This is a genomic window from Dialister hominis (assembly GCF_007164725.1).
Classification (GTDB): Bacteria; Bacillota; Negativicutes; order Veillonellales; family Dialisteraceae; genus Dialister; species Dialister hominis.
In genome coordinates this window covers 1,506,900-1,520,199 of record NZ_AP019697.1, presented here as the reverse complement: position 1 = coordinate 1,520,199, position 13,300 = coordinate 1,506,900, and the positions used below count along the sequence as shown (strand labels likewise).

The window sequence follows — 13,300 nt, the reverse complement described above, 5'->3', positions numbered from 1 at the left end:
AGGTGCCCGAAGGGCGGATAGGGTTGATTACTGACGGACGAAGTCCGGTTATACGGTTCTTAATGATTCATTTCCGTCGAGCAGCGTTAGGTTTGGCTCTTCACGGAAATTTGGGGGGATGAATAATTTTTAGGTAAAGAATGGAATCGGATAAGGGTAAAGAAATAATCCATGTTTCGGTACCCATATCCGATTCTTTTTAGTACCTTGATCTTATTATTGAATCCTTCAAGCTTCCCCGTATTGATAGGATACAGGGCATGAGCAGCCAGTCCCTTGATTCGCTTCTGCTTTTGCCGGGCAAACTTTACCAGGGCAGGAATCCCGCTCTCCAGTCCAGCCTGAATCCATTTTGTCCATCCGGCGAGAGCTTCTTCATAGTCAGTCAATGTGAACAGACGAGTCATCTCCTGCTTCATGGCATAACAAATCGCCAAATCCCTATGCTCGCTCAGGATATCCAACAGATGAGTTTTCTGCCTTTCATTCAGGTGGTCGTCCTTCTTTAACAGTATCCATCGGGATTTCTTTAATTCGGTATAAAGCTTCCTTTCTTCATGGCTCTTTTCCCTGGCCATCTTCTGGAGCTCTGGATTATTAGTTTCTTTCGTATATTCCTTTAATGCTTCTGCTTCTGGTGCGGATTTGTTAATACAGACAAATAAATATCATAAAAAATCTAATCGTACCTTAATCTTAATCATGCAGCCATTGGAGCTGCGTTGAATACTTCCATTGGGGCTAAAAGATGTAATTTGCGCTGAATGCGTTTGTTGTTGTAGAAGTAGATGTAGCCGTTGATCATGCTTACCACTGCTTTGCGGCTGGTGAATTTACGTGTGTAGTAACGTTCGCGCTTCAGCATTCCCCAGAACCCTTCCATCAGACCGTTGTCTGCACAGCAGCCTACGCGGGACATGCTGTGAACCAGTCCTGCTTTTTCAACGATCTTATGGAATCCGTTGCTTGTATACTGGAATCCGCGGTCAGTATGAATCATTGGATGTGCTCCTGGATTCTCTTTAAGCGCCTTTTCCATTGTCTCAAAAGCCAGTGCAGTATTGTTTCTGTCGCCGATGACATAAGAGACAATCCGACGGTCATGGCCATCAATAATGGCGCTTAAATATAACTTATGCAAAACTCCATCAGCCGTTGTGTATTTGAATTCGGTGACATCCGTCATCCATCTTGCATTGGATACGCCTGCATCGAAATCACGGTTCAGCAGGTTTTCAAAAATGTACTTTGGATCCTTTGCGTTACGAGTGCAGCCATCGGTCTTGTATTTGATCACGGACTTAATATTAAGTATCCGCCTGACACGAAGAACCAGACTGTCACTTACCATAAGGTGGCTCTCGCTATACTTCTTGATCCAATCGTTCATCCGGCGGTATCCCATATCCGGATATTCCTGATGGATTTTCACGACCTCCTGTGCGACCTTTTCTCTCAGCAGTTCACAGCCGCTCTTAATATGATTCAGCCATGAAGGAAGCGCCTGTCATCATCCTCATCCGAAACAAGCTGGGGAAGGTGCTGGAAGAGAAACTTGCCATTGATGAAAGAGAGTCGGAAATCTGCAATGCGCTTTCCATCGGTTCCGCCGTAGAGCACATGGCCCTCATGGCGACAGCTTTGGGGCTTGGAAGCCTCTGAATCTGAGACATTTGCTTTGCCTTAAAGCGCCTCAGGGACTGGCAGGGCGGAGACGGCGAGCTTTATGCCGCGCTTGCCATCGGGTATGCGGACGAATCACCGCGCATGCGTCCCAGAAAGTCCTGTGAAAAAGCAGTAACGATCAGGAAATAAATACGAAGGGGCTGTGACAACATGTGTAATAATTTTGTCACAGCCCCTTTTTTACGCGGAAAATACGAAGAATTGACAAGAATTTAGAAGAGGACAATACGGGAAAATCGGCCAATAGTATCGTTTATTTAGAAAATGGAAATCATTTCCATCATGTGCTATCATCAAGAAAAATGATAAAGGGGGTTATCATGAGTACTGGAAAAATGAAAGTCTTAGTCGTCAGCGGGTTCCTCGGAGCCGGCAAGACGACGTGGATCAAAATGCTGATTGATCACAATCCGGTGCGGGGGAAACTGGCACTGATCGAGAATGATTTCGGCGAGGTCAATGTGGACGGTGCTTTGATGGAAGGCGAACCGCTTTCTCTGTATGAACTGACGGCAGGATGCATCTGCTGCAGTCTTCGCGGAAATTTCAGGGATGCGGTAAGGGCTGTCGCCGCCGCTGCATCGCCTGAACTGCTCCTGATCGAGCCGTCCGGCGTCGCTATGGCATCCGATGTCCTGTCCGCTTTGAAGGAACCGGAAGAAGCAGGGCTCTGTGAAGTCAAAGGCGTCGTGACGCTTGTCGACGGAGAAGCGGCTCCCATGTACATCCATAATTTCTGGATGTTCTACAAAGACCAGCTCAAGGAAGCCGATGCCGTTTTTGTCAGGAGCTGCCCGGAAGGACAGGAATCCTTCTTGCAGAAACTTCTTGCTGAACATGCAAAGAAAGCAGAATTCTTCATGAAGGACTGGGACGAAAAAGAAGTTTCTGCCTGGGTCAAAGGATTCATCGGGGAAGGATCAGTTGAGGAAGACCAGACCTTCCAGTACCTTGGATCCGTTACAGCAGACCATGAGCATGAACACGAGCACGATCACGACCACGAGCATGAACACGACCATGACCATGAAGAGGAAGTGCTGCAGCAGTCCATCGTGACGGTCGATTTCCCGGATGAATCCGTGGAATCTTTCAAGAGAAAACTGAGGGGCCTTATGGTCCGCTATTCACTCATCCGCGCCAAGGGCATCATACGCATTGGCGGAAAGCCGGTTCTTTTACAGGGGACGCCGGGAAGTCTCCTGATCAAAGGTACGGATAAGGAACCGACCGGACTCGTCCTTATCGGAAGCGAAAAGACAGAGGAGGCGGCCGGAGAACTTTCAGGAGCTTCTCATGGATAGGATTCCCGTCTATGTGATGACGGGATTTCTGGGGAGCGGAAAGAGCCATCGGCTGAACGATATCCTTGCCCAGAGGCGGTACAGAAAATGTCTGGTCATCCTTTCGGAAAAGGGGAGGAAGGACGTTTCGACAGAGGACAAGATCGTCCTTGATGCGAGTTCCCTTTCGGATGAAGAGCTTGTTGAAAAAGCAGGCCGCATCATCCGTGACCACTGGATCGGAGAAATCTGGTGGGAATGGAACGGCATGCGTCCCTTCTCCGACTGGGAGCACCTTATCTATGAGACGCATCTTTCCCGCCTGATGGAGCCGAAACGCGTTTACTTTTCCGCCGATGAAAATTTTGTGAATTTCTTTCTGGGAAAGACGGGGACAGCCATCTTAACGCAGCTGGAATCTGCCGATGAGATTCTTTTCTTTGCCAATGACGAAAAGGGAAAAGGTGTGAAGGAAGCCGGGAAAAAGCTTTCCGCATGGAATCCTTCCGCCTCTTTCCGCATCGTGACACCGAAGTCTGCCGGAAATTTGTATGTCAGGTCCGGAAGGTTCACAGACCATTTCAAAGGACTCTGGCAGAGAAGGCTGGATATTTTTATCCTGTTGTGGTCATTTCTTTTCCTGGCAGCAGCGCTTCTTACGAGGGGGGAAAATCTTCTCCGTATTTCTCTTCTGGCGGTCGGCATCACGCTGCAGACACTGCCTTTTGTCCTGATCGGCGTGCTCCTTTCGACGGGCATGCAGCTGTACAGCTCGCGTCCGCCGTGGGAAATCTATCTCAGGAAGCACCCGGTTCTCTCTGTGCCGCTTGCGCTCATCGGAGGGTTCTTCTTTCCCTTCTGCGACTGCGCGCTGACGCCGCTTTTCAGGGGCTTCTGCAAAAGGGGCGTGCCCGTTGCGATTACCATGATATTCCTCATGGCAGGCCCTCTGACGAATCCGGTCGTCCTCGTTAGCACATGGTATGCATTTGGCGGCGACCTTTCGATGGTGGGAGGAAGGCTTCTTCTTGGATGGCTGAATGCCGTCCTCGTCGGCGCTACCTTTGCCTTCTACAAGAAGAATCCGCTGAAGGCTTTTTCAGGGCCGCAGGGGACAGAAGAGCTGATTCCTTCAGAAAAAGATTCGAAGGCCTCGCTCTTTCTTCTCCACAGCCGATATGAATTCTGGTACACCTTCCGCTATGTCATCATGGGCGCCTGGCTCGCCGCCATATTCCAGGTATCCATACGACCGATTCTCGAAGGCGCAGGCCTTACGTCCGGTGTTTCATCCGTCCTCTGCATGATGCTGATCGCGTTCTGCCTCTCGCTTTGTGCGACATCGGATGCCATGATCGGAAAGAGCCTTTCGCTCTCCATGGCACCGTCATCCGTCATGGGCTTCCTTCTCTTAGGTCCTGTCATGGATCTCAGGAATGTCCTTCTCATGTCTTCCATGTGCAGGAAATCCTTCGTCATCCGCTGGGCACTGGTAACGATCCTTACGACATTTGCCTGCTCGATGCTCTTCGTATTCCTGAAAGGAGGGGTATGATGGGACTGTTTTCTAATAAAAGGGGAATGGCAGGCGTCTTCATTTCCTTTCTCCTGATTGCGCTTCTCGCACTTTTCGCAGCAAAGGGGTATCAGAATTATGTGGTGCCTTACGTACGATATGCGCTTTTTGCCTCTCTTTTCGCCCTTGCTGCCTGGCTTTTTCTGGCTATCAGGGAATGGAGAAGAAGGTCGTATAAAAGAAATTACCACGCGCTCTTTGCACCGCTGACGCTCATCCTTCTCCTTGCTGCGTCGCCCTTCCTTCCGCCTCCTGCCGTCAAGGCAAAGTCGCCTGAACCGGGAGCCGTGCAGGCGCCCGTTGAGGAAGAGGGGAGCGTCGATGAATGGAACAAGACGATCAAGCTGTCCTCGGATAATTTCTACAAGACGATCCTTGAAATCTCCAAAGACCCGAAGAAATATGAAGGCTGGACGATCCTGCTGACCGGCGAAGTCAGCCGCGACGACCGTTCGCTTCCTGAAGGCGTCGTGACAGTGGGGCGAGTCGCCATGACCTGCTGCATTGCCGATACATCAAGATTCGGCATTGCTGCCTATAGCGATCATGGAAAGCTTCCGATGGGAAGCTGGGTGCGCGTCAAAGGAACGCTTGGCACGATGACTTCCCACGGACAGCTTCTGCCCGACGTCCATCCTGTGGCCATCACGAAAGCGCCTCCTGTGCTCGGGTTCATTTATCCGTAGCAGGGGAAATAAAAAGGGGCTGTGACAAAATTCGCTAAAGCACTGCTTTCTCTTTTCTCGAACGAAGTTCGGTTTAAGGGTGTCAGAGCTCGCCCTGTAGGGGGAGCTGGTGCTGGAAGCGCCTGAGGAGGTTCATTTCCTTCGAGCGCAGCGAGGTTTTCAGATAACAAAAATATATAAATGTGTTGGATAATCCACTAATCAAATATACTCACGCAAAAATGGGGCTGCAACAAAATGATTAACCATTTTGTCACAGCCCCATTCTTATTGTTCTTCGCTCGTCAAGGCGCAAAAAAGGCCGGCTCCGCTGCCGGCCGATCATGCAGAAATCAGATGTCCCTGTTTACCTTATGAGAACGAAGGCAACGAGTGCAGACATTCATTCTCTTGACCTGTCCGTCCACCAGTACGCGCACTCTCTGGATATTTGGTTTCCAGGTTCTTTTTGTTTTCAAATGGGAATGGGATACGTTGAATCCTGTAGCGGTTTTCTTTCCGCAAACTTCACAATAATTAGCCATGTGCCACACCTCCTTGCACTTCCGTGATTGCAACATTCATAATATATCACAATTCATTTTTTTAATCAAGTATTTTACATTAGTATATAGAGAGAATTATAATAAAAAAATAAAGCTCTGGATCTCTCTATGCCGTACCATCCGCCGTCAGCGGAAAACCGGCTCTGGTTTCCGGACTTAATTCGCTTTCCGCCGGCGCGTTCCTCCGCCGGCAAGAAGGAGATACTATGAAATTATCAGATTCCGTTAAATATGTCAAAGGGGTAGGCCCGAAAATGGCGGAAAGGTTGGAACACCTTGGCATCCGCACTGTGGAAGACCTCATTTCCTTTTACCCGAGAAGATATCAGGACTGGACGCAGATCACGAAGATGGAAGACCTTGTGAGCGGGGAAGAGTCCGTCATTTACGGAAGAATCCTTGATGTGAAGGAAATCCATCCAAGAAGGGGCCTTTCCATTCTGAACGTCACCATGACGGACGGGACGGGCGCCGTGACGCTCACTTACTTCAACCAGCCATGGAAGAAGGATGAATTCTCCCGTGGGCTGAACGTCCTTGCCTACGGAAGGGCAGAATATGGCTATGGGAAAATACAGATGGGCAATGCGGAAACGGAAGCCGTTACACCTGAAGAGCTGCCGTCTTTCCAGAAGCTTGTCCCGATCTATCCTCTGACAGAAGGAATCAAGATCAACCGCATGAGGCAGATGATCCAGGAAGCGCTCGACCGCGTGGAGGACCTTGACGAAAATCTTCCGCTCGAAACGGTGAGAAAAGAACATCTCATGGAACGCGCCGAAGCCATCCGCGTCATGCACAATCCTGAAAATGAAACGATGCGGCAGGCGGCAAGGAAGAGAATGGCATTCGAAGAACTCTTCTTCATGCAGGCAGGCCTCCTGCTCCTTAAAAGGAAGAGGGAAAAGGGAGCGTCCTCGGTCAAGTGCGCGCCTTCGGGAAAGCTCGTCCGCGCTGTCCTTAAGAATTTCCCCTTCGAGCTGACTGACGGGCAGAAGCTCGCCTTCCGTGATATCGAGGATGATATGGAAGGGCTCGTCCCCATGCAGCGTCTCGTGCAGGGCGATGTCGGAAGCGGCAAGACGGCCGTTGCGGCGCTTGCCCTTGCCAAGATCGTCGAAAACGGCTATCAGGGAGCGCTCATGGTGCCGACGGAAGTCCTTGCCGGGCAGCATTATGAAACATTCCAGCAATTCTATAAAGGCCTTCCCATCCGCGTCGCTTACCTTTCCGGACAGACGAAGACATCCGAAAGAAATGAAATCCTTGAGAAACTGGCGAAAGGGGAAATCGACGTCCTGATCGGCACGCATGCCCTGATTGAAAAGGACGTCATCTTTGCGCACCTCGGTCTTGTCATCATGGATGAGCAGCACCGCTTCGGCGTCAAGCAGAGAAAAGCGCTTGAAAGCAAGGGCGAGTCTCCGCACATCCTTGTCATGACAGCGACGCCGATTCCGCGCACCATGGCGCTTTCCGTCTATGGGGACCTCGACGTGTCCGCCATCCGCGGCATGCCGCCCGGACGCCATCCGGTCAAAACGTATGCCATTGACGGCTCGTACCTGAAGCGCGTCTTCAACTTCATGAGAAAGGAAATGCAGGCAGGCCACCAGATCTACGTCGTCTGCCCACTCGTTGAAAAGAGCGAGAAGCAGGACCTGGCTTCGGCCGTTGCCGTCTATGAAGAACTCCGGGACAAAGTATTTCCTGATTTCAAAGTGGGCCTCGTCCACGGACGCATGAAGGGCGCAGAAAAAGACCAGGTCATGAATGACTTCAAGGACGGGAAAATCAAACTTCTGGCGGCGACATCCGTCATCGAAGTCGGCATCAACGTACCGAATGCGACAATCATGTTCGTTTATGGCGCAGACCGCTTCGGCCTTTCCCAGCTCCATCAGCTGAGAGGCCGCGTCGGCCGCGGCAGCAGCCAGTCCTACTGCATCCTCTATACGGATAACAGGAACGAAGTCACGCAGCTCCGCATGCGCCTCATGTGCGAAATCTCCGATGGTTTCCTCCTTTCAGAAAAGGATCTCCTCTTAAGAGGCTCCGGTGAATTCTTCGGCTATCATCAGCACGGTATGCCGGACCTGAAAGCCGCCGACATCATCCGCGACCTGCCCCTTCTTGAAGAAGCAAGAAGAGAAGCCGCCAAAGCCGTCGATAAGGGCATGGACTTCACCGAAGAACTCCGCCACCGCTTCGGAGGTGCCTTCTTCAAGAAAATGGAAGAAGCAGAGAAGGAATAAGGAGTTTGAATATTTTATTTAACTTTTTTATAAGGCGCTCTTCGGAGCGCTTTTTATTGTTTCATTAGAATCGCATGCTGCATTTGAATTCGTGTTGCATGTGAAGGGAAAACAGCATATATTGAGAGAAGGAGACCGGCCCCGGAATTTGTAAAAGGAAGTCAATTTCCGGTCAAGGTTTCGGTCATGCTGAATTTATTTTTTATAAGCCAAAATCACGCTGGAATGCAGATCCTGCCGGATTTGACAGCGGGCGGGCAAGTTCCATGACAAGTATACTTGCATTATGCTATAATAATTAAATTGACAGATAATTAGGAATGGCAACATTGGAAACTTTGTTTCCGGAATGGAGGCTGTGATGAGAGCAGACAAGTTTGGCAGGAAGGGACTGACCTTCAGTGATGTACTGCTGGTCCCTGCATATTCCGAAGTGCTCCCCGGACAGGTCGATGTGACGACCCGTCTGACAAAGAATATTTCTCTCAATATTCCGGTCATCAGCGCAGGCATGGATACAGTGACTGAGACGGCAATGGCCGTTGCCATGGCTCGTGAAGGCGGCTTAGGCGTCATTCACAGCAACATGAGCATCGGCGAGGAATGCCGCGAAGTCCAGCTGGTGAAGCGGTCCGAACACGGCGTCGTCGTGGATCCGGTCTGCCTCTCCCCCGATGATATGCTGTCTGATGCAGATGATCTCATGAACAAGTACCATATTTCCGGCGTTCCGATTACGGAAGACGGAAAGCTCGTAGGCATCATCACGATCCGTGATATGCGTTTCGAGACAAATCTTTCAAAACCGATCAGCGAAGTCATGACTTCGGAAGGCCTTGTAACGGCTCCGGAACATACATCGCTTCGTGATGCGAAGAAGATCCTGCAGGCACACCGCATTGAAAAGCTGCCTCTCGTTGACAGCAAGGGTTACCTGAAGGGTTTGATCACAATCGGTGATATCGAAAAGACAAAGAAATACCCGAATGCAGTGAAGGATAAGGAAGGACGCCTTCTCGTCGGTGCATCGACCGGATCTTCCGATGATGCAGAAGAACGCGGAAGAGCACTCCTTAAAGCAGGCGCTGACGTGCTCTTCGTGGAAGCTCTCCACGGAGGCGCTAAGAGGACGCTTGAAATCGTAAGAAATCTCAGGAAATCCGCTCCTGATGCAGAAATCGTTGCAGGAAATGCTGCGACCTATGATGCGGCAAAGGCTCTCATTGAAGCCGGCGCTTCGGATGTGAAGGTCGGAGTAGGACCGGGATCGGTGGGAACGACGAGCGTCATTGCAGGCGTAGGCGTTCCGCAGGTGACAGCTATTTATGACTGCGCAAGAGCCTGCGAAGAAGCGGGCATCCCCGTCATTGCCGACGGCGGCATGCGTTATTCCGGCGATATTGCCAAGGCAATCGGAGCCGGTGCTTCCTGCGTCATGCTTGGAAACCTTCTGGCAGGGACAGATGAATGCCCCGGCGAGATGGTGATTTTCCAGGGAAGAAATTATAAACTCTACCGCGGCATGGATTCTGCCGGCGCCTTCAGGGCAGCAGGCAGCGGCCGTTTCTTCGGCGGCGTCCTTGAAAAGACAGCTCCCGAAGGCATTGAGGGAAGAGTTCCTTACAAGGGTCATGTTTCAGACGTGCTCTTCCAGCTCTCTGGCGGCCTCAAGGCAGCCATGAGCTACTGCGGCGCCAAAGACATCGCAGCTATGAGGGAAGAGGCGCAGTTTATTCAGATTACGAGCGCAAGCCTTGATGAAAGCCATCCGCATGATGTGATGATCACCAAAGAAGCGCCTAACTACAGTGCCAAATGACAGATATCAGTAAAAAGCAGCAGATTGTCATGGATGTCCGCGTGCATGCGGTCACCATGGAGGACGCTCTCGAGTGGGCAAAGGAAGCTGTTCTTGAAGGAAAGCCCCGCATGATTGCTACGGCGAATGCGGAAATGATCATGATTGCGCAGAAGGATCCCGAGCTTAAGGAAATCCTGAATACGTGCGACCTGGTCGTTCCGGACGGAGCCGGGGTGCTCTGGGCAGGCGAAAAGCTTGGCACGCCGTTCCCGGAAAGGGTGGCGGGCGCAGACCTTGCTGAAGAACTTCTGAAGATTGCCTCGGAAAAAGAGTGGCCGGTATATTTCCTGGGAGGCGCGCCGGGCATTGCCCAGAGAGCCGCAGCCCGTTTCATGGAACTTCACGTTCCCTTCAAGCTCGCAGGATGCCATGAAGGCTACTTCGATAGCGAAGAAGAGAAAAAGATTATAAAAGACATCAAGAAAAGCGGAGCCAAACTCCTTCTGGCCGGTCTGGGCGTGCCAAAGCAGGAGAAATGGATCCGCGATCACATGGATGAACTGGGCGTACCGGTCTCCATGGGCATCGGCGGCGTCTTCGATGTCATGAGCGGCACACTGCCGCGCGCACCGATGTGGATGCGAAACCACCGGCTGGAATGGGCTTACCGCTTGTATCTGCAGCCCAGCCGGATCGGAAGAATGACGGCTCTTCCTAAATTCATGAGAGCTGTCAAAAAATGGAAAAAGGAACAAGGGAGAAAATAATGCTTAAAAAACCACTCATTTTGCCTGAGGGGTTTCCGTTCATCCTGGCGACGATGGCTCTGGCCTGCTTCTTCTTCTGGATGAAATGGTATTACCTGGCGGTGATCCCCCTCGTGATCTCAGTGTATTTCACCTATTTCTTCAGATGCCCGCCGCGCAACGGGAAAATCCCGCCCGGAGACGATGTGCTCGTTTCTCCGGCCGACGGTACCGTCGTCGACGTGTCTGATGATGTCTATGAGTACACATACCTGGGAGAAAAATGCCATAAGATCACGATTTTCCTCTCAATCTTCGACGTGCACTGCAACCGCTCGCCGATGGCAGGGGAAATCAAGTACCAGTCGTATGTTCAGGGCCGCTTCATTCCTGCCTATAAGGACGGAGTCGGCTTTGAAAACGAGAGAGGCGCGATCGGCATAGAAGGACGCGACCGCTCCATCCTGGTCATTCTGATCGCGGGTATCCTTGCCCGCAGGGTCGTTACCTGGAAGAACCTGGGCGATACCCTGAAAAAAGGAGAATTGTACGGGATGATCAAGTTCGGCTCATGCACAGAATTATACATACCGGGAGAGTGTGAGATCTGTGTGAAAAAGGGAGACAAAGTCAAGGGCGGACTGACAGTAGTAGGGAGGCTGAAATAAGTGAATAAATCTTGGATTGCCAATGCCGTGACAGCAACGAATGCGCTGTTCGGCGGATTGTCCATTATGATGTCCGTATCAGGACATTACCAGCTGGCAGCTGTATTCATACTGATTGCCATGGTGGCAGATGCTTTGGACGGGCGCGTAGCCCGCGCTCTGCATACGGCAGGACCGATGGGCGTTGAGCTCGATTCCCTGTCCGATGATATTTCCTTCGGCATTGCCGCAGGAACACTGATGTATGCATACCAGCTGAAAGATCTGGGAGCTCTGGGATTCATTCCTTGTGCGCTTCTCGGCACATTCTGCGCTTTCCGCCTGGCACGCTTCAATGTGAAGGTCAGCGCTGTACACGGCTACTTCGAAGGACTGCCATGTCCGACGACAGGCGTCATCGTGGCTGCTTATGTCCTTTCCGGCATCAAGATCTGGAACTGGCTCGCCATGCTCTGCGTCCTCGCACTCGCATTCCTGATGGTCAGCGAAATCCACTATCCGGACAACAAAGGCGCAAGCGCCGATCAGCTTCACCTGCCGGCTCTTCTTGGATGCCTGGCATTCTTCTTGATCTGCACGATTATTTACTGGCCTGCATGGGCAGCCGTTCTCTGCGCAGCTTACATTATTTTCGGTATTGTCAATACATACCTCAACCGTCGCAAGGCTAAGAGAAAACAGCGCCGTCTGAGAATGAAACGCAGGGCGCAGGCTCAAAACGGAGACGCTGAAGGAAACGTACAATGAACCATTACCTCGATATAATCATGTTCCCTATACAGCTGATCGTGGCCTTCTTCACGATTTACTACACGGTCATCGCTGTATTCGGCATGTGGCATCGAAAAGAAAGAAATCTGGCGGATCCCGCCAGCAAATTTGCGATCGTCATACCAGCGCACAATGAATCGGCCGTACTGTCGGACCTTCTGGAAAACCTGAAGCTCCTGAAGTACCCGAAGGAACTCTATGACGTCTACGTCATCGCGGACAACTGCACGGACAATACGGCAGACATCGCCCGCGAGCACGGAGCTTTCGTCTTTGAAAGAACCAATAAGGAACTCGTCGGCAAAGGCTATGCCATGGACTGGGTATTCCCGAAGATCTTCGCATTGAATAAGAATTACGATGCGTTCTGCGTCTTCGATTCGGATAACCTTGTTCACCTGGATTTCCTTGCCGTCATGAACAACCGTCTTCTCAAAGGCCAGAAAGTCCTTCAGGGATACCTGTCTGCCAAAAATCCGACAGATACATGGGTATCCGGCACATTTGCCATTGCCTTCTGGACGATCAACCACCTCTGGCATCTGGGCAAGTACAATATGGGACTGTCCTCCTGCCTTGGCGGCACAGGCATGTGCATTTCCGCCGACATCGTCAAGAAATACGGCTGGGGCTGCGACTGCCTGACAGAAGACATGGAATTCTCCATGAAGTGCCTCTCTCACGGCATCCGCACCTGCTGGGTCCATGACGCTATCATCTATGATGAAAAGCCGCTCGGATTCATGGCATCCTGCCGTCAGAGAAAGAGATGGGCGCAGGGCCAGTTCGACTGCTCCGAGCGTTACATCCCGATCCTTTTCAAAGAAGGCATCAAGAGACACAGCATCGTCATCTTAGATGGCATCATGCAGCTTTTGCAGAACTATTTCCTCGTCCTCTCCACGTTCTACCTGGTGATGACATATATCAATATGTTCTATCCCTGCTTCACAGTCATCCTCTACAACGATGTGCTCGTGCCGAAGCAGTTCTGGGCCGTCATCGGATTCATTCAGTCCATCGTCCCACTCATCGTTCTTCTGCAGATCGAAGTTCCGCCTAAGATTTATCTTTACTGGCTGATCTACCCGATCTTCATGTACTCCTGGATTCCTGTCACACTCCTTGGATGGAAGGACAGACATAAAAAAGGATGGGTTCATACCATTCATACCAGAAGCATGCATTTTGAACAGGCAAGTCTGACACGAAAGAAAGAAATAGGGCAGTAATGGCAGGGCCGGTCAAGTGATTCATTCATTTGGTCGGCTCTTTTTACATGC

13 protein-coding genes are annotated in these 13,300 nt (G+C 51.1%); 10 read left to right on the top strand and 3 right to left on the bottom strand.

Annotation, left to right across the window (positions count from 1 at the left end):
• Positions 1–86: 86 nt before the first annotated feature.
• Positions 87–578 carry a transposase gene (locus Dia5BBH33_RS07070; protein ID WP_108850757.1) on the bottom strand — a complete coding sequence of 164 codons (492 nt, stop codon included), beginning with the start codon at positions 576–578 and terminating at the stop codon, positions 87–89.
• Positions 579–700: 122 nt separating this feature from the next.
• Positions 701–1,432, bottom strand: coding sequence for an IS3 family transposase (locus tag Dia5BBH33_RS07065; RefSeq protein ID WP_157952102.1), 732 nt, complete (start codon positions 1,430–1,432; stop codon positions 701–703).
• 59 nt (positions 1,433–1,491) lie between these two features.
• On the opposite strand from Dia5BBH33_RS07065, the gene Dia5BBH33_RS07060 reads away from it, so the two are divergent.
• From Dia5BBH33_RS07060 to Dia5BBH33_RS07045, 4 genes are all read left to right on the top strand, one after another.
• Entirely contained in the window at positions 1,492–1,662 is a 171-nt protein-coding gene (locus tag Dia5BBH33_RS07060; protein WP_108850759.1) for a nitroreductase family protein, read from the top strand.
• Positions 1,663–2,006: 344 nt separating this feature from the next.
• Positions 2,007–2,990: a GTP-binding protein gene (locus Dia5BBH33_RS07055; protein WP_162501773.1), complete on the top strand. Its 984-nt coding sequence runs from the start codon at positions 2,007–2,009 to the stop codon at positions 2,988–2,990.
• Positions 2,983–4,524, top strand: a complete 1,542-nt coding sequence (locus Dia5BBH33_RS07050) for a permease (protein WP_143332635.1) — start codon at positions 2,983–2,985, stop codon at positions 4,522–4,524. The genes Dia5BBH33_RS07055 and Dia5BBH33_RS07050 overlap by 8 nt, the downstream gene beginning before the upstream one ends.
• Entirely contained in the window at positions 4,521–5,231 is a 711-nt protein-coding gene (locus tag Dia5BBH33_RS07045) for a TIGR03943 family putative permease subunit (protein WP_143332634.1), read from the top strand. The genes Dia5BBH33_RS07050 and Dia5BBH33_RS07045 overlap by 4 nt, the downstream gene beginning before the upstream one ends.
• Positions 5,232–5,563: 332 nt before the next feature.
• Here the strand turns inward: Dia5BBH33_RS07045 and rpmB are convergent, their stop codons facing one another.
• A complete protein-coding gene (rpmB, locus tag Dia5BBH33_RS07040) occupies positions 5,564–5,755 on the bottom strand; it encodes a 50S ribosomal protein L28 (protein WP_008858613.1) in 192 nt (63 codons plus the stop codon).
• Positions 5,756–5,982: 227 nt separating this feature from the next.
• Between rpmB and recG the strand changes: the two genes are divergently transcribed.
• The 6 genes from recG (at position 5,983) to Dia5BBH33_RS07010 (ending at position 13,249) form a co-directional block, all read left to right on the top strand.
• Positions 5,983–8,031 (top strand): ATP-dependent DNA helicase RecG, encoded by a 2,049-nt coding sequence (gene recG / locus Dia5BBH33_RS07035; protein WP_143332633.1) that lies wholly within the window; start codon positions 5,983–5,985, stop codon positions 8,029–8,031.
• A gap of 361 nt (positions 8,032–8,392) precedes the next feature.
• Positions 8,393–9,850 (top strand): IMP dehydrogenase, encoded by a 1,458-nt coding sequence (guaB, locus tag Dia5BBH33_RS07030; RefSeq protein ID WP_108850761.1) that lies wholly within the window; start codon positions 8,393–8,395, stop codon positions 9,848–9,850.
• On the top strand, positions 9,847–10,599 hold the full coding sequence (locus Dia5BBH33_RS07025) for a WecB/TagA/CpsF family glycosyltransferase (protein ID WP_108850762.1): 753 nt from the start codon (positions 9,847–9,849) through the stop codon (positions 10,597–10,599). The genes guaB and Dia5BBH33_RS07025 overlap by 4 nt, the downstream gene beginning before the upstream one ends.
• On the top strand, positions 10,599–11,246 hold the full coding sequence (locus tag Dia5BBH33_RS07020; RefSeq protein ID WP_022382607.1) for a phosphatidylserine decarboxylase: 648 nt from the start codon (positions 10,599–10,601) through the stop codon (positions 11,244–11,246). Before Dia5BBH33_RS07025 ends, Dia5BBH33_RS07020 begins: the two co-directional genes overlap by 1 nt.
• A complete protein-coding gene (gene pssA / locus Dia5BBH33_RS07015) occupies positions 11,247–11,993 on the top strand; it encodes a CDP-diacylglycerol--serine O-phosphatidyltransferase (RefSeq protein WP_022382606.1) in 747 nt (248 codons plus the stop codon). It abuts the gene before it with no gap.
• Positions 11,990–13,249, top strand: a complete 1,260-nt coding sequence (locus tag Dia5BBH33_RS07010; protein WP_022382605.1) for a glycosyltransferase family 2 protein — start codon at positions 11,990–11,992, stop codon at positions 13,247–13,249. Before pssA ends, Dia5BBH33_RS07010 begins: the two co-directional genes overlap by 4 nt.
• Positions 13,250–13,300 lie beyond the last annotated feature (51 nt).